Source organism: Candidatus Persebacteraceae bacterium Df01 (genome assembly GCA_030386295.1).
Lineage (GTDB): Bacteria > Pseudomonadota > Gammaproteobacteria > Tethybacterales > Persebacteraceae > Doriopsillibacter > Doriopsillibacter californiensis.
The window spans coordinates 96,237-112,492 of the sequence record JANQAO010000001.1 but is presented as its reverse complement, the minus strand read 5'-3'; the positions used below and the strand labels follow the sequence as shown (position 1 = coordinate 112,492).

Below are 16,256 nucleotides of genomic sequence, written 5' to 3'. Positions count from 1 at the left end.
AGAATGTCTAAAAAAGCGGCTAAATAAAATCTCTATTTCAGACGGAGGAACAGTAAAAAATTAAGGTTATAGAAAAACATAATTTTTATTGTGCAAGACAATAATTTTCTTGCTGTGCTGGTTATTGGCGTAATTTTTCTAGTAATCTGTCCAATGAGTTTAAAGAACCATAGTAAATGGTTAATTTTCCGCTACCGTTTTTGTGATGCTGAATGTCCACCTGTGCCGATAATCGTGATGATAATTCTTCTTGTAGTCTGCGAGTGTCGGGATCTTTAGCCGAGGGGATTTTATCGGTTTTATTGGCGAGCATGCTCCGTGCTAGATTTTCGGTTTGTCGTACCGATAAATTAGTAGTTATGACACGCACGGCTACTTCTTTTTGCTGACTCGGAGGCAAAGGCAACAGTGCTCGAGCATGACCGGCCTCCAATTTTTTCTCGGCGAGCAACGTTAATACGGGCGTCGATAATGATAACAAGCGCAATGCGTTACTGACCGCTGGACGCGACATGCCGAGGCTGTCCGCCGCCTCCGCATGCGTAATATCTAAGTCTTTTATGAGGTGAGCGATACCTCGCGACTGTTCCACCGAGTTGAGGTCGGCGCGCTGGATGTTTTCCACTAACGCTACCAGCAATGCTTCCTTGTCGGATAGTTGTCTTACCACTACTGGTACTGTTTTTAGCCCCGCTAGCTGCGCTGCCCGCCACCGCCGTTCGCCGGCGACAATTTCGTATTCACCGGCAGCAAGCGGACGTGCTACCAGTGGTTGAATCACGCCGCGGGTTTTGATAGAAGAGGCGAGCGACTGTAGTTCACTTTTGTCAAAATGCCGACGTGGTTGGGCGCCACCGGGTTGCAATTTACTTATTGTAATATTGACAATACCTTCCGCTGCGCCGGCTTCTGACGCACCGCTCAACAAGGTTTCTAAACCGCGTCCCAGACCGCGCCGTTTCATGCGAAGCGCTCCAAAAATTCATCTCCTAATTGTCTGTAGCCTTTTGCGCCGGATGAACGCGGCGCATAAGTAAGTACAGGTAAGCTATGGCTAGGGGCTTCCGCCACGCGCACATTACGGTGAACAGCGGCAGAAAACAATTTTTCGCCAAAATGCCGCTGTAACTCATCGGAAATAGAGCGTGACAGTAAATTGCGCCTATCTAACATGGAGCGCACAATGCCAGCTACGTGTAATGATGGATTCCAGCCGGTGCGAAGTCGGCGCACGGTTTCTGCGAGGTCAGATAAACCTTCCATGGCAAAATATTCACACTGCATGGGAATAAGTACACTGTCGGCGGCAACTAGCGCGTTGACGGTGAGAACCCCTAGAGATGGCGGGCAGTCAATTAAAATAAAATCAAAATCATCCCGCACTGTTGCCAGTGCATCACGTAGCCGGCACTGCCATAATTGCTCGCCAGCCAGCTCAATTTCCGCTCCGGCTAATTCCATGTTGGCACTCAGTACCCAATAGCCACCGACCAGTGAATAAATTAGGCAATTTGCTACTTCCCGATCAAAAAGCACGTCATAGGTGCCGCCGCCAATGTGCCATTTTTCTACACCGCTGCCCGAAGTGGCATTGCCTTGCGGATCAATGTCTACTAGCAACGTTTTTTTACCCAACTCGGCCAACCGTGCCGATAAGTTAATACTTACCGTAGTCTTGCCGGTACCTCCTTTTTGATTAATAACGGCGAAAGTTTTCACACTGACCTCATTTTATCCGTAATTTCCCGTGTTTTGAGATGAGCAGCTACGATGGCCAGCGCCGCCGGCGTGATACCGCTGATGCGCCGTGCTTGCCGAATGCTTACCGGATGGTGACGGTGAAATAGCTCCTGTACTTCGTGTGATAAGCCGGCAATGGCGCTAATGTCAAAATTATTGGGAATACGCATGGCGTCTTCTTCACCCGCGCGAGCTAATTGTGCTTGTTGATGTTGAATGTAGCCGGCGTATTTGCAACGCGCTTCCATTTCAGCAATGTCAGCAGTGTCGCTGAGCGCATCGGGTAGGCATAAATCTACATAATGCGCTTCCGGTCCCCGCAGCCAACGTGCAACTGATTGTGCAGGTGCCGCGGTAACGGAGGTATCACGCATTTTGAGGGTGTTTAACCGTAATTCTTCTTTCTCCAATCGTTCTCTGCGGGCACAAAACAATCGCCACCGCTCATCATCTACCAAATTCAAGCGACGACCTGTTTCTGTTAACCGTAAGTCTGCATTATCTTCTCGCAAGGATAACCGACATTCAGCGCGGCTAGTGAACATGCGGTAAGGTTCTATCACACCACGTGCCGTTAAATCGTCAATCATCACGCCGATGTATGATTCTTCGCGTGTCGGCGTCCACGGTGGCTTGTCCGTTGCCAGCCGTGCTGCATTGAGTCCGGCGATTAGTCCTTGTGCGGCGGCTTCCTCATAGCCGGTGGTGCCGTTAATTTGGCCGGCGAAGAAAAGCCCAGGCAATGTACGTGTTTGCAAAGACGGAAGTAGTGCTCGGGGATCAAAGAAATCATATTCAATCGCGTAACCTAAACGTGTGATGCGAGCATGTGCAAGTCCGGGAATGGTGCGCACAAAATTTGCCTGCGCTTCTTTTGGCAAACTCGTGGAAATACCGTTGGGATAATATTCACAATCTTCCCGCAAACTTTCTGGCTCTAAAAAAATGCGATGCGATTCGCGCTCAGCAAAGCGGGTGACTTTATCTTCAATAGAAGGGCAATAGCGCGGTCCTGCACCTTCAATCGCGCCCGAAAACAGAGGTGAGTCGGATAACGCGGCGCGAATAATATCGTGTGTGGACGGCGTGGTATTAGTGATGTGACAGACGCGCTGTGGTGGATGGCGATGGGCGGCTCCAATAAAAGAAAACACGGGGCGCGGTGTGTCACCGGGCTGTTCTGTCAGTTGGGAAAAATCAATGCTTCGCCCATCTAACCGTGGTGGCGTACCGGTTTTGAGCCGCCCCACCGGCAAATTTAACTCCCGCAATCGGGCGGCTAGAGTCGTTGCGGGTTTGCAACCCGCGCGGCCGCCGGCGATTTGCTGTTTGCCGATGTGTATGATGCCAGCTAAGAAAGTCCCCGCCGTGAGTACGATAGCTGGAGCAAAAAATTTATTGCCGTTGTCTGTCGTATTGGTTAGCACGCCCGTCGCGTGGCCGTTTTGTACAATGATGTCGTCTACCGTGCATTGCAGTACACATAGGTTGGGAGCGATTTCTAACCGCAATTGTACTGTCGCTTTGTATAATTCGCGATCGCTTTGGGCACGAGTAGCACGTACAGCCGCTCCGCGGCTACTATTGAGGCGCCGGAATTGAATGCCAGCATCATCGGCGGCAAGTGCCATCATGCCGCCCAGCGCATCAATTTCTTTCACTAAATGCCCTTTGCCAACGCCGCCAATAGCTGGATTACAAGACATTTGCCCCAAGGTGTTTTTGTTTTGTGTGAGCAGTAGCGTTTGCACACCGCTACGTGCCGCTGCTAGAGCGGCTTCGGTACCAGCGTGCCCACCACCAATCACAATGACATCAAAACGGTTATCCATTGAACATAGAATCATACGCTACCGCAATGATAGCGGCAAGAAAAATCGTTGTTAGGTAAAAACTGTTATAGTTATTGGGTAGTTAGAAAGAGGAAATAATGCAGTATCTTCACACTATGGTTAGAATTCGCGACATTGACGAGTCGTTGGCGTTTTATTGCAACAAACTCGGACTGTGCGAAGTGCGCCGAATAGAAAATGATGCTGGGCGCTTTACGCTGATTTTTCTTGCCGCGCCCGCCGATGTGGAGCGTGCTACGGTAGGCAAGGCGCCATTGTTAGAATTGACTTACAATTGGGAACCGGAACAGTACGATGAGGGGCGCAATTTTGGCCACCTCGCTTATCGTGTGGACAACATTTATGATATTTGTCAGCAACTGATGGATTCTGGCGTAGCTATTAATCGACCGCCACGTGATGGACGTATGGCTTTTGTGCGCTCACCAGACGGTATTTCCATAGAATTATTGCAATCCGGTGATGCGTTGCCGTCGGCAGAGCCGTGGCGATCTATGGCTAACACCGGCATTTGGTAAATCGATTTATATTATTAATAGCCGTAAATGGGTGTTGTGAGCGATTTGCTAAATTTTATGGCGCCGAGCTAGATGCGACATCATGCCACAGGCACTTTTGTATTGGCGCCGAAATACATGAATTCTTGGTTCATTGCCGCCACTTCGTTTTTGTGTAGCAAAATTTCGCCGGAAGACAGCATATTGTGATTTTTTTGTGATTTTATCCAAGTGTCAGCGGATTCAAGTGTGGTCAGTGTAATAGACACGCCTTCGCATAGATAATGTGTCGGAATGATGATTTTCGGATTGAGCATGGCGACAATTTCATTTCCCTGTTCATAGCTGAGGATGTGTTGGGAGCCGTCAACCGGTAAAGTCAGCACATCTATATTGCCTAGCTGACGTAAAACGTGCGGTGATGGATTATGACGGTTGTCTCCCCACATCAAAATGCGTAAGCCGCCGGTTTCCACTACATACATGGACATATCCATGTGTCCGGGGTTATTTGGCGGACACGGGTCGGCACCAAATTCTTTAATGGCGTTTGTCCATTGATACCACCCGGGCGCGCTGCAGGCATGTTTGTCCGCTATCCCTGTGATACTTATGTCGGCGAAACGGTACTCGCCTACCATCCGATCCAGTAACATTACCGCATCCAACCGATCAATGGCATCGTGATCGAAATGTGCGTGAGTGGATAAGCCTATGTCCACCTTGCTTTTGGGGAAATCGTTGGGAAACCACAGCCCCCACGCGCCGGAAGGGTCATTGCGCCAAGGATCAAACATCATGGTTACGCCTTGTGGGGAGGTTAGCTTAAACGCGCAATGACCGAAATATTCTAACAGAACGCTGCCGTCGCCGCCCGCATCCTGTTCCTGTAGTGCAATGACATGATTATTATTGTCAGGTTGTGTCCAGGCGACCGAACCGGTTAGTGGACAAGATTGCTGCGCCGCTACGGTAGTTACCGGAAGTAGTGTGCTAGCGCTTCCTACACCACCCGCCAAAATAACGCGCCCCAAAAAATCGCGACGTGTCGGATCAGATGTTGCTAGTTTGTTAATGTTATTTTTTTTCATGCGTTCTCCTAAACAATTAAAATAAAAAACATGTTCGCTATATTACTCTATATTAGTCAAGAAAAAATTTTGATTGACAACACAAAAAGTTACTCAACGATCGCAAAAGGTGGCGCTGAAGAATTGCTAAAAATAATGTTACCGTAGCGTGCCCGCATTTCTGCGCCGGCCGAATCACCGTCGGTCATCAATCCCGCCGCATTCAATATTGGCGCTGACTCGTCAAAAATATCCTGCCAAAGCTGCGCTAAATTAATGGTGGTTTTCCCCCATTTGCCACGTGTTTTTTTGTTGCCAAGTGAATAAATGTGCAAGTCATAAAGTAGCCCGCTGTAGGGGCTCTGCCACGTGGTGTGCATTGCCGCTTGTGAGCCCACCACGGATAAACTTTTGTATCTTAAGCCGCTACGGGTGATGAAATACAAGCGTAAGGCAAAGTCGTCGCCAGCCTTGCTGCGTTCGTCAAAGCCCGTTTCCATTTGGTCAATTCGCCACTGAAAATGCAACCAGGGGGTTTTTTGTAAATCAATAGATGTTTGTAAAACGTATCCTGATGCGCCTTTCTGGCTGTGGGCAAACAAGGCTTTGCTGCCTAATTCGTCGTCGTATGCCGTTTGGTATTGTGTGGTCGGGATATTGTTAAATGTTTGATATTCCCACGCCGACACATTGCCATTAGTCAGTAATGTTACTGTCTGTCCCGATGGTTGGGGGCGCTCATCGTATGCTGCGGGTGCTGTATTAAGTGATGCTGTTTGTGCTAAGGCAACCGGCGCAAGTAATGCCAACATCCACAGTTTCCATTTAATAATGATTTGTGTTGGTTGTCTCACCTAGGGGCAGAGGACAATGAGCGGGCGCCGGAGTCGGTTACTAGCAATGTTTCTCCCGTACTCATGGCAACGCCGACGTCGCTGTCCATAAGAATAATGTGTAAAAAGAATACCATATTAGGCTGTGCTATAACCGGATTACCATGATAAAACATTGGCCAATCCATCCAGCTGGGGGCGAATTTTGCTCCCAGCGAATAACCGGTGGCATTGAACCGATGGCGTTTCATACCAGCTTTGTCTACTACCTCTGCATAAGCGTCAAATACTTTGCCAATCGGTTCGCCCGGATGTAACGCTTCAATGCCACGCGCCCGCGCTTCTTTGCACACGGCGTACATTGCCGTATGTTGCGGTTCGGGCTTGCCAATAATAAGTGTGCGCATCAATGCGGCGTGATAGTGACGGTAAGCGCCGGCAAATTCCAGCGTTAGCTGGTCGTTTTCAGCCAAATGGCGGCGACCAGAAAAAGAACGACACAATAATGCTCGCTGACCAGAACCGATAATAAATTCGTTGCCGGAGTAATCGCCACCGCCACGAAAAATCGCTCCCTGCATAGCCGCTAAAATATCGCCTTCAAAAGCTGCCGGCTTGGCTAGATTAACTGCTGCAGCAAGTCCTGCGTCGGCTAATTCGGCGGCACGAAACACATATTTTAATTCACTATCACTTTTGATGACGCGTAGCTTACTGATGAGTTGAGATGCATCTTCCAGCGTTATCCTAGCAAAAGCGGCGGCGACTCTTTGACCGTTGCCGGCGGTTAATCCATAAGTTTCCCATTCCACACCCAGCCGGTTGGCGCCACCTTGTTCATCCACAATGGCGCGTAATTCGTCGGCAGGATTGGCGTTTGGTCCGTCTTTCCAGATGCGAATGTCCTCAATCACCGAAGTCATTTGCGCTTGTCGCAAATCAGGTGCTCTGGTTAGTAATGTCATGCGACCATCACCGCGCAAATATAAACACTGAAAAAACACATAACCAAACGTGTCGTAGCCGGTAAGATAAAACATGCTTTCTTGGCTAAAAATAAGCAAACCGTCTAGCCCGTATTTTTGCATCATCTGCAAAGTACGCCCTTGTCGCGCAGAAAATTCTTCTTGGGAAAAATGTAATTGTTTTTCAAGCATATCAAGGATTATAGTTGTAATATTGTGCGGGTTAACTCAGATGATGTCCCCTCCCATGCCGTATACAGGTGGGGGAACGCCTCCTGATGGTTTGGCTTCCACATGTTGCGCAATTCACCTTCCCACGGGTCTGGATCTTTGATGGTATTGGAGCCAGCCCAGCATTTGCCCGCTTTGTCCGCAATTTCTTGGGAAATAAGCTCCGCCGCCCAGCACTACGCACTTTTTGCCGCGGTACTGTTCGCCGCCGAGATGGGAACTGTAGTGGTGTTGCTCTCCCTTAAACGTATCGGCGCCCGAAATATCGGAAATGTTAGATCATCCTGACATTCCGGTTGCTAATACCAATTGTTTTGGGTGCAACACAACCGTTTCACCCTCCCGTTTGATTGTAACCGTCCATTTTTTACTGGATTCATCGTAGTAGGCACTTTCACAAACGGTTGAGTTCCAGTAATTTAATTCCAGGACTTTGGCGTACATTTCCAACTAATCGCCCAACTTATCTTTGGGTGAAAATACCGGCCAGTGTTGAGGAAAAGGAATGTAAGGCAGGTGGTCATGCCATACCGGGTCGTGTAGGCACAGTGATTTATAACGCTTTTGCCACGAATCTTCCGGGCGGACGTTTTTTTCAATAATGATAGTGGGAACGCCTAATTGTTTCAATCGGGGCCAAGACGATGCCGCCTTGTCCACCGCCGATAATCAAACAATACGGTTGTTTGTCATAGCCTAGCAATTTTTCCTCACGTGTTTTTCCCTCGCGGCACGTCAAGCGGTTTTTAGAGGCATTATGCTCAACGCCCTTGATGCGCTGCTCACCTTTTTTCTCCTCATGACCTTTAATTTCCACCATAGTGGTTAGCAGCGTCCAGCACAACTCATTTTTCAGTCGCAGATGCCCTTTGCCCCGGCTAACCGTTGTTTCAAAAGTAAACCACGCTTCCGTAATACCGTCAGTTTCTGTGGCTTCTCTCTCTATCCGCCAGTGTGTTGGTTTAACGTCAGTAGCGCAGGCAGCAACCATGGTGTGAATTGCCCCTTTGCCTTCCATCGTTTTGATATTCCAAGTGAAAGCAATTAAATCTCGCCAAAAACATTCCTCTGCAAACAAGGAAGCCACTTCGTCGGCATCCGCCTGTTTGAGTGCTTTTTCAAATTCGCCAAGCCATTGTGTTACGCGTGCGGTTGCCGTATTTCCAATTTCTTTGTTCGTTGTCATAGCGGTTCCTCTTATTTGTCCAGATTATTTATGCGGGGTGTTCGTCTTTTGAACCCTTGTTCACTTTTCAGATTTTTTAAGACCATTCAACGCTTATTTGAATTGCGCTAACCTCCTTTTTTATTTTTAATAAATAGAGTGCTTTGGTTATAGTCATACTTTAATCAAAAAGACAGACAATCATCTCATGAGCATTTCTTACGATATTTTGAGTTGACGACTCGTCCATTTGGCTGGTGTATATTGGTTCCCAAAGAAAAAAAATGAGAAACTCGGCGCGATACACGCGTTAATATAAAAAAAACACTCTCATCAGCGGGAGCTGAATGAAAATATTGTTTTATTTAATGCCAACAAAGGCTCGTGCTGCTGTCAATGCCGCATCGATTTGCGTACAGTCGCCGCCGCCGGCTTGGGCAAAATCAATCTTGCCACCACCTTTGGCATTGGCTACTGTAGCTACCACGTCAATCCATTCACGGGCGCTAATGTTGAGCGACTTGTCTGTTGCTGCGACAAATGCTGCGGTGTCGCCGTTGCTTCCGGCCAACAATACCGCTGCCGGTGATAAACGCTCGCGAAGCTGCACCGCCAGCTCACGCAACGCTTTGATGTCGGTGTCGGCGTCGGTCGCTACCAAAATTTGCGCGCCATTATGCGCTACCGCCAGTTGCGCTAACTGTATTGCTAACTGGTCTGCCTGTGCTGCTTGTAGTGCTTCCAAACGTTTATTGGTTTCTTTTAACGATTCGCGCAATTGAATGATTTTTTCTTCTACCTTATCAGTAGACGATTTCATCAGATTGGAAATATGTTGTAAGCGAGTGTGTAAATGCTGCGCGTGCGCCACTGCACTGCGAGCGGTTACCGCCTCTACTCGCCGCACTCCGGCAGCAATAGCACCCTCACTGCGAAATTGAAAAAAGCCGATATTACCGGTTCGTGTTACGTGAGAGCCTCCGCATAATTCCACCGAAAAATCACGGTCAATGATGACCGTACGCACGATGTCGCCGTATTTCTCACCAAACAATGCCATCGCACCAAGGTTGAGCGCATCATCATAAGGCAGTGACTGTGTCTCCACAGAGTGATTGTGTCGGATTTGTTCGTTGACGATTGTTTCTACTGCACGTAACTCATCATTACTTACTGCGGTATGGTGGGAAAAATCAAAACGCAAATAATCAGGTGATACTAGAGAGCCTTTTTGTTCAACGTGTTGCCCAAGTACTTGTCGCAAGGCGGCATGCATCAGATGAGTCGCTGAATGATTGCAACGAATAGCATCGCGTCGTGTCGCGTCAACCTCACCACGCACTATCATTCCCGTATGAACGGCGCCGGCATCAATGGTAGCCATGTGCCCCCACACATCAGTGCGAATTTTGTGAGTGTCGGTGACGCGAATTTTTGTTTCTTTGCTGCACATTAATCCAATGTCGCCTACTTGACCGCCGGATTGGGCGTAAAACGGGGTCCGGTTGAGTACCACCAGTGCTTCTTGACCAGCGCGCGCTTCTTTTACCGCTTCGCCGTTAACAAACAGCGCTAGTACCTCAACTTCGGTTTCAGTATCATCATAGCCGACAAATTCAGTCGCTACTCCGTCATAAGCGATGGTCTTCTGGCCGATGTTGAAAGTCATTGCCGCCCGTGAGCGTTTGCGCTGTGTGCTCATGTGCGCTTCAAAGCCCGCCATATCTACGGCGATTCCCTCTTCACGGGCAACGTCAGCAGTCATGTCAGCGGGAAAGCCGTAAGTATCGTACAACTTAAATACGGTATCTCCGGTTAATTTGCGTTGTGTCCCTAGTGTCCCCAATTCACGCCGCAACATTGTCATACCGTGGCGTAAAAGCGTGGAAAAATTTTCTTCTTCAGTTTGTAATATTTTTTCTATCAGAGACAAGCGAGTTTGTAATATTGGATGTGCACCACCCATCAAGGCGGGCAAGTATCGGATTAATTGATAAAAAAATGCTTGTTGAGCACCCAATTTGTGGCCGTGGCGCAATGCTCGGCGGATAATGCGTCGCAACACATAGCCGCGCCCTTCGTTGGTCGGCATCACACCGTCGGCAATGAGAAATGCGGCGGCTCGAATGTGGTCGGCGATAACCTTGTGTGAAGGCGTGTAATCGTTGCCGCTGTCTTTTCCGCCCGCGGTTGTCACTTTGTCATTGACTTTCTTTAGCAAATCGGCAAATAGGTCAATTTCATAATTGCTGTGGACTTTTTGCATTACGGCACTAATGCGTTCTAGTCCCATGCCGGTATCCACACAAGGTTTAGGTAGCTTGTTTAATAATCCTGTGTCATCACGGTTAAATTCCATAAACACCAAATTCCAGACCTCTACACAGTCATCGGCGTGAGATTCGTCCGTGCCGCGAAAATATTCGGAATTTTTGTCGCGATCGTAAAAAATTTCAGAGCAAGGCCCGCAAGGCCCCGTCTCACCCATCATCCAAAAATTGTCTGTAGTGGGAATGCGGGTAATGCGTTGTGCCGCCTCAGCCTCATTAAAACCGGCGGCGACAAGTGTTTTCAGCCATAGTGCATAGGCGTCATCATCCGCTGGTACTGGAGGTGAATCATCGCCAAACAAATGGCCGCCGCCAAACACCGTCACCCATAAATGTTCTTTTTTTAATCCCAACCACTGTGGGGAAGTTAAAAATTCCCACGCGTAGGGAATGGCTTTTTCTTTGAAATATGCACCAAAAGAAAAGTTGCCTAGCATCTCAAAGAAAGTATGGTGCCGCGCCGTGTAGCCGACATTTTCTAAGTCGTTGTGTTTGCCTCCCGCCCGCAGACAGCGCTGAGCAGTGGTGGCGGTGTGGTGGTGGGGTTTGTCAAAACCCAAAAACACGTCTTTGAACTGTACCATGCCCGAATTGGTAAACAGCAACGTTGGGTCATTGGCTGGCACTAACGGTGAAGAGTCAATGCGGGTATGTTCTTTTTCAGCAAAAAACCGCAAAAATTTCTCACGAATATCAAGGCTTTTCATTAGGATATTTTATCAAAAGCATATTCATCACAAAGAGGGCAAAAAGCCACAGAAACTAAGAATTTGTCAATTTTCATTGCAAAAATTGAAAAAATGTTAGCACAATATCACAATAGGCACCGGCAAGCGGCAAAAATTTGCTTTTATTAGGGTTGATTAATTATTTTTTGAAATTAGCTAGCGAGGAGGGTTTTTATATTTCGCTGGTTTATTACACCGAAATACATCGGCGTATTTGTCGGCGGGTGTAAAATGGAATTTTTGCCGGATGCTATCAGTTAAACATTGGGATTGGATTGTTTGGGCGGTACTGTTACTGTCGCTTGGGGAGGCGAGTAGCGCTTTCGCATTTTATAAATGTGAAAAGCCGGATGGCGGCATGTCGTATGTCAACTCTCTTGAGGATTGCGATACGACGGTCGGCGCGGAAAAAGTCCCATCTTATGAACCAAAGCAGGAAACTCAAGTAGAAGCAGTGCCCGTTAAGCCTATTGAAAAACCCAAAAAATCTGCGCCGGTTTCAACCCTAGTACCGTCGTCATCGCCACCAAAAAAATATAATTTCAATTTGAGTGCCGCAGACAGCAAGCGTAGTCAGGTATTGTTATATGAGTTGCAACAAGAAATAAAAATGCAAGGGTTGATGCAGAAGGCGATTAACGGCGCGGCGGCGGGAGATGAAGAGCGATTACAGGTGCTGAGGGAGCAACGGCAAACGCATACGCTTAATATTGCGGCAATAAAACAAGAATTGGCGCGGCTGGGGGTGTATGCAGATAATACCGGCAATTGATATTTTAAACGGTCAATGCGTGCGTTTGCGGCGCGGTGATTATAATTCCGCCAGCATTTTTGGTGATGATCCGGGCATTATGGCGCGTCATTTTTTTGATGCCGGGGTGCGCCGTTTGCATGTCGTGGATTTAGATGCTGCTAAAGCGGGTGCTTCTGACAATAGTGACGCTATTGCCGCTATATTGCACGTTGCTGCTGATTATGATGCGGTCGTGCAGGTGGGTGGTGGTGTGCGCAGCTTAGAAAGCGCGCGGCAATTATTAAACATTGGTGCATCGTATGTGATTGTGGGTACTGCCGCAGTGCGGGATGCTGTTTTTCGTGCGGAAGTTATCGCCGCTTTTCCGCAGCAGGTAATTCTTGGTTTGGATGTTCGTGATGATAAGGTAGCGGTTGCGGGATGGCTGGAAGAATCTCCATTTACTGTTGATGATTTATTTGACAGTGTGCGGGATGCGCCGCCGGCAGCCGTTGTTTTCACTGATATTGGAAGGGATGGCATGATGCGTGGTGTGAATGCGAAAAAAACAGGACAAGTAGCGGCTAAAGCGCCTTGTGGGGTTATTGCTAGCGGTGGTGTATGTGGCGTGGAAGATTTGCAGGCGCTGACGGCGGCGGATTCCAATATTGTTGGTGCAATTATCGGTCGTGCGGTGTACGAAAATTTTAGCGTGCTTGAAAAATTGCTCGAAAATTATGCCTAATTCAGTATTGTGCCATATTGCTGAAAGCGTGCAAACGTTGGCACCGTATCAACCCGGTCGTCCCATAGAGGAGGTGTCGCGCGAGCACGGTATTACCGATATTATTAAGTTGGCTTCCAACGAAAATCCACTGGGACCTGGTAATGTCGTATTGCAGGCATTGCGCGAGCTACCGGCAGCAGCAGTGGCGCGTTATCCCGATTCTGGCAGCAGTACCTTGCGGGTGGCGCTGGCCGAAAAATTGCAAGTGACGCCGGAGTGTTTGATTTTTGGCAACGGGTCTAACGAAATATTAGAATTGGCAGCACAATTATTATTAACTGAAACAACAGCGGCAGTATATTCGCAACACGCTTTTGTGGTGTATAAGTTAGCGGTTGCCGCTCGTCGCGCGCGAGCACGAGTGACACCGGCGGCAACGGATTATGGTCACGATTTAAATGCCATTGCCGAGGCAGCGCAATCTGATGATGTGCGACTAATATTTGTGGACAATCCCAATAATCCTACTGGTAACTGGCATTCGCAGGCGCGCATTGCTGACCTGCTGCGGCAGGTGCCAAAGCATGTGTTGGTAGTTGTTGATGAGGCTTATTGCGAATACGCTGATGAGGAGGGCGTATTGCCTCTGCTGACGGAATACCCAAATTTATTAATAACGCGGACTTTTTCAAAAATTCACGGGTTGGCCAGTTTGCGGGTGGGGTATGGCATTGGCGATGCAGAACTTATCCAGATGTTTAATCGTGTGCGACAGCCTTTTAACGTTAGCATGCCGGCGCAAGTGGCGGCACTGGCAGCTTTGCGCGACACTGCCCATGTAGAACGCAGTCGCCGTCTTAATGATGCTGGCATGAGGCAAATTAACGATGAGCTAAAAAAATTGGAGCTGCCGGTTATGCCGTCGCGGGGAAATTTTTTGACTTTTTCCGTATCTAATGCTGACGTTGTTTATCAACAATTACTTGCTGCCGGTGTTATCGTACGACCTCTGGCTGGTTATGATTTGCCAGAGTGGCTACGGGTGACAATTGGCACCGAGACAGAAAATGCGCGCTTTTTACAAGCGTTGCGGGAAGCACTAAATAAATGCGCTCAGTAGGCGTCATTGGGTTGGGGTTAATCGGTGGATCTTTTGCGCGCGCTGCCACCGCTGCTGGCGCGACCGTTGTTGGCGCAGATTCTTGTGCGCAAACAAGACGAGCGGCACTGGAAGCGGGAGTGGTTCGGGCGGCTTATGATTCTCCATCCGCGGTTTGCGGAGCCGACGATATTTTTATCGCTGTACCGGTGGGTTCAGTGGAAAGCATTTTTGCTGATATTGCTGATGCTTTATCGCCAACGTCGGTGATTTTTGACGGTGGAAGTTGTAAGCGGAGTGTTATTTCAAAAGCGGCGGAACAGTTGGGTGACAATCGCCGTCGGTTTGTTCCGTCACACCCTATTGCGGGCAATGAAAATAGTGGATTTTCGGCGTCCAACGTTGATTTGTTTAAAAATTGCTGGGCGGTGCTGTGTACGGACGGTGTTGATGAAGAGGCCGTCCAAGTTGTTTCTTTAGCGTGGCAGCAAGTCGGAGCTAACACGGTGAATATGTCAGCTGCTGAACACGATGATATTTTTGCTGTGGTTAGCCATTTACCTCATCTGTTATCTTATGCTTTGGTGGAATCAATTCGAACGCGCCCTGACAGTGCGCGCTATTTGCATTATGCGGCGAGCGGCTTTCGCGATTTTACCCGCGTGGCATCATCGCACCCCATCATGTGGCGGGATATTTGTTTGGCTAACGCTGATAATTTGCTGGCTTCTTTGGTGCGGTTTAGAGAAGAATTGGATACATTGGAAGGTGCTATTAAAGACGGTAATAGTGTTTTGTTGTATGAGCGATTTGCCTCAGCTCGCCAGTTGCGGCGTGATTGGGCGGCTACGTTGGAAGATTAATTTATGCGATATGTAATTTCTCCCGGCGGCGAATTACGCGGCGAATTACGCGTTGCTTCCGATAAATCTATTTCTCATCGCGCCGTGTTGCTGGCAGCGCTGGCTGATGGAAAAAGTGAAATATCTAATGTGCTCATGGGAGAGGATGTACGTGCCACTATCGCAGCGGTGCAAGCATGTGGTGTGGAAGTAAACGAAGACGGCAAGCGGTTGATAGTTAAAGGTAAAGGTGGGCTGGCATCGCCTGTGGGCGATATCGATTGTGGTAATTCGGGCACTCTGATGCGGTTGTTTTGTGGTGTGGCGGCAGGTTGGAATGTGAATACGCGGTTGGTGGGAGATTCTTCATTAATGAAGCGTCCTATGCGGCGGATAACCGAACCCTTAGAATGTATGGGTGCTGACATTACCGACAAAAACGGTTGTCCACCAGTACAAATTACTGCCGGCAAAAGGCTTTTTGGTATGTCGCACAAATTACCGGTGGCCAGCGCACAAATTAAATCGGCGTTACTTTTGGCAGGGCTGCGTGCCGAAGGCGAAACAGCGGTTATTGAACCGTTTGCCAGTCGTGACCACACCGAGCGAATGTTGCAAATGTTTGGTGTGCCGGTGCGGCGAGAAGGATTATGTTGTGCGGTATCGGGGAAAGCGGTTTTGTCGCCAACACGCATTAAAATTCCGGCTGATCCTTCATCAGCGGCTTTTTTTATGGTTGGTTCAGTGATAGCGCCAAACAGTGATTTATTACTCAAGGAGGTGTGTGTAAATCCTACTCGCAATGGAGTTATTGAATTACTAAGGCGGATGGGTGCACACATTGAAATGCTCAACCCACGAAAAATGGGATCTGAGCCGGTAGCGGACATTCGCGTTGTGGGTGGTAGCTTGCGCGGCATTGACATTGTCGGTGCCGAAGTGCCAGCGGCAATTGATGATTTACCAGCGCTGTTTGTTGCCGCCGCCACCGCTCACGGGAAAACAAGACTTACCGGTGCTAGTGAATTGCGTCACAAAGAAAGTGATCGTATTGCGGCTATGGCGGATGGCTTGCAGAGACTCGGCGTAGGTTGTGAGACGACGGAAGACGGTATAGTAATTGAAGGGCGAGGCGACAAAAAATCGGTTTTTTCTGGTGGTGAAGTGGATTCGTGTGGTGATCACCGTATCGCCATGGCTTTTACCATGGCGGCACTACGCGCCAAAGACAGTGTTGTAGTGAATGATTGTGACAACGTAAGCACTTCATTTCCTGGCTTCGGAAAAATGGCCACCGCTGCTGGTATTCGCATCGCTGTTAGTAAAGACTAGCATGACGGCTTTCGGAAGGTGAAAAAACTGTCTGAAAAACGAATATGAAAAATTCCATCAAAGGAAAGTGAGTTTGATTCAAGCGATGTGGGATGCGGAGTTGACTTGCTG

At 48.5% G+C, this 16,256-nt stretch carries 13 protein-coding genes and 1 pseudogene; 6 read left to right on the top strand and 8 right to left on the bottom strand.

Going from position 1 to position 16,256, the window contains the following annotated elements; all coding sequences use genetic code 11:
- Positions 1–121 precede the first annotated feature (121 nt).
- The 3 genes from NQX30_00535 to mnmG are packed head-to-tail and all read right to left on the bottom strand — an operon-like array spanning position 122 to position 3,572.
- Positions 122–964 (bottom strand): ParB/RepB/Spo0J family partition protein, encoded by an 843-nt coding sequence (locus tag NQX30_00535; GenBank protein ID MDM5146876.1) that lies wholly within the window; start codon positions 962–964, stop codon positions 122–124.
- The gene (locus NQX30_00530; protein ID MDM5146875.1) at positions 961–1,719 is read right to left on the bottom strand and encodes a ParA family protein; all 759 of its coding nucleotides are present in this window, start codon (positions 1,717–1,719) and stop codon (positions 961–963) included. Before NQX30_00530 ends, NQX30_00535 begins: the two co-directional genes overlap by 4 nt.
- The gene (gene mnmG / locus NQX30_00525; protein MDM5146874.1) at positions 1,716–3,572 is read right to left on the bottom strand and encodes a tRNA uridine-5-carboxymethylaminomethyl(34) synthesis enzyme MnmG; all 1,857 of its coding nucleotides are present in this window, start codon (positions 3,570–3,572) and stop codon (positions 1,716–1,718) included. Before mnmG ends, NQX30_00530 begins: the two co-directional genes overlap by 4 nt.
- A gap of 98 nt (positions 3,573–3,670) precedes the next feature.
- On the opposite strand from mnmG, the gene NQX30_00520 reads away from it, so the two are divergent.
- Positions 3,671–4,111 carry a VOC family protein gene (locus tag NQX30_00520; protein MDM5146873.1) on the top strand — a complete coding sequence of 147 codons (441 nt, stop codon included), beginning with the start codon at positions 3,671–3,673 and terminating at the stop codon, positions 4,109–4,111.
- 80 nt (positions 4,112–4,191) lie between these two features.
- Here NQX30_00520 and NQX30_00515 read toward each other — a convergent pair whose 3' ends face one another.
- The 5 genes and pseudogenes from NQX30_00515 to alaS all read right to left on the bottom strand — a co-directional run bounded on the left by NQX30_00515 (position 4,192) and on the right by alaS (position 11,391).
- Positions 4,192–5,181: an MBL fold metallo-hydrolase gene (locus NQX30_00515; protein ID MDM5146872.1), complete on the bottom strand. Its 990-nt coding sequence runs from the start codon at positions 5,179–5,181 to the stop codon at positions 4,192–4,194.
- An 89-nt stretch (positions 5,182–5,270) separates the two neighbouring features.
- Positions 5,271–5,972, bottom strand: coding sequence for a DUF3047 domain-containing protein (locus NQX30_00510; GenBank protein ID MDM5146871.1), 702 nt, complete (start codon positions 5,970–5,972; stop codon positions 5,271–5,273).
- Positions 5,973–6,010: 38 nt separating this feature from the next.
- Positions 6,011–7,150 (bottom strand): Xaa-Pro peptidase family protein, encoded by a 1,140-nt coding sequence (locus tag NQX30_00505; GenBank protein ID MDM5146870.1) that lies wholly within the window; start codon positions 7,148–7,150, stop codon positions 6,011–6,013.
- 207 nt (positions 7,151–7,357) lie between these two features.
- A pseudogene (locus NQX30_00500) lies at positions 7,358–8,375 on the bottom strand (NAD(P)/FAD-dependent oxidoreductase).
- Positions 8,376–8,715: 340 nt separating this feature from the next.
- The gene (gene alaS / locus NQX30_00495) at positions 8,716–11,391 is read right to left on the bottom strand and encodes an alanine--tRNA ligase (GenBank protein MDM5146869.1); all 2,676 of its coding nucleotides are present in this window, start codon (positions 11,389–11,391) and stop codon (positions 8,716–8,718) included.
- A 268-nt stretch (positions 11,392–11,659) separates the two neighbouring features.
- Here alaS and NQX30_00490 point away from each other — a divergent pair, with 268 nt between their 5' ends.
- From NQX30_00490 to aroA, 5 genes are read left to right on the top strand one after another with little or no spacing between them, the layout of a single operon-like run.
- Positions 11,660–12,184 (top strand): hypothetical protein, encoded by a 525-nt coding sequence (locus NQX30_00490; protein ID MDM5146868.1) that lies wholly within the window; start codon positions 11,660–11,662, stop codon positions 12,182–12,184.
- Positions 12,162–12,890 (top strand): HisA/HisF-related TIM barrel protein, encoded by a 729-nt coding sequence (locus NQX30_00485; GenBank protein MDM5146867.1) that lies wholly within the window; start codon positions 12,162–12,164, stop codon positions 12,888–12,890. The genes NQX30_00490 and NQX30_00485 overlap by 23 nt, the downstream gene beginning before the upstream one ends.
- Complete coding sequence (gene hisC, locus NQX30_00480) at positions 12,883–13,992, top strand: histidinol-phosphate transaminase (GenBank protein ID MDM5146866.1); 1,110 nt, start codon at positions 12,883–12,885, stop codon at positions 13,990–13,992. The genes NQX30_00485 and hisC overlap by 8 nt, the downstream gene beginning before the upstream one ends.
- Positions 13,980–14,834: a prephenate dehydrogenase/arogenate dehydrogenase family protein gene (locus NQX30_00475; GenBank protein ID MDM5146865.1), complete on the top strand. Its 855-nt coding sequence runs from the start codon at positions 13,980–13,982 to the stop codon at positions 14,832–14,834. Before hisC ends, NQX30_00475 begins: the two co-directional genes overlap by 13 nt.
- A 3-nt stretch (positions 14,835–14,837) precedes the next feature.
- Complete coding sequence (gene aroA, locus NQX30_00470) at positions 14,838–16,145, top strand: 3-phosphoshikimate 1-carboxyvinyltransferase (protein MDM5146864.1); 1,308 nt, start codon at positions 14,838–14,840, stop codon at positions 16,143–16,145.
- Positions 16,146–16,256 lie beyond the last annotated feature (111 nt).

Bases quoted from the DNA above. Each gene is read 5' to 3' on its own strand.
- NQX30_00535 (MDM5146876.1), bottom strand. From the start codon at position 964: ATGAAACGGCGCGGTCTGGGACGCGGTTTAGAAACCTTGTTGAGCGGT.
- mnmG (MDM5146874.1), bottom strand. From the start codon at position 3,572: ATGGATAACCGTTTTGATGTCATTGTGATTGGTGGTGGGCACGCTGGT.
- NQX30_00520 (MDM5146873.1), top strand. From the start codon at position 3,671: ATGCAGTATCTTCACACTATGGTTAGAATTCGCGACATTGACGAGTCG.
- NQX30_00515 (MDM5146872.1), bottom strand. From the start codon at position 5,181: ATGAAAAAAAATAACATTAACAAACTAGCAACATCTGATCCGACACGT.
- NQX30_00510 (MDM5146871.1), bottom strand. From the start codon at position 5,972: ATGTTGGCATTACTTGCGCCGGTTGCCTTAGCACAAACAGCATCACTT.
- NQX30_00505 (MDM5146870.1), bottom strand. From the start codon at position 7,150: ATGCTTGAAAAACAATTACATTTTTCCCAAGAAGAATTTTCTGCGCGA.
- alaS (MDM5146869.1), bottom strand. From the start codon at position 11,391: ATGAAAAGCCTTGATATTCGTGAGAAATTTTTGCGGTTTTTTGCTGAA.
- NQX30_00490 (MDM5146868.1), top strand. From the start codon at position 11,660: ATGCTATCAGTTAAACATTGGGATTGGATTGTTTGGGCGGTACTGTTA.
- NQX30_00485 (MDM5146867.1), top strand. From the start codon at position 12,162: ATGCAGATAATACCGGCAATTGATATTTTAAACGGTCAATGCGTGCGT.
- hisC (MDM5146866.1), top strand. From the start codon at position 12,883: ATGCCTAATTCAGTATTGTGCCATATTGCTGAAAGCGTGCAAACGTTG.
- NQX30_00475 (MDM5146865.1), top strand. From the start codon at position 13,980: ATGCGCTCAGTAGGCGTCATTGGGTTGGGGTTAATCGGTGGATCTTTT.
- aroA (MDM5146864.1), top strand. From the start codon at position 14,838: ATGCGATATGTAATTTCTCCCGGCGGCGAATTACGCGGCGAATTACGC.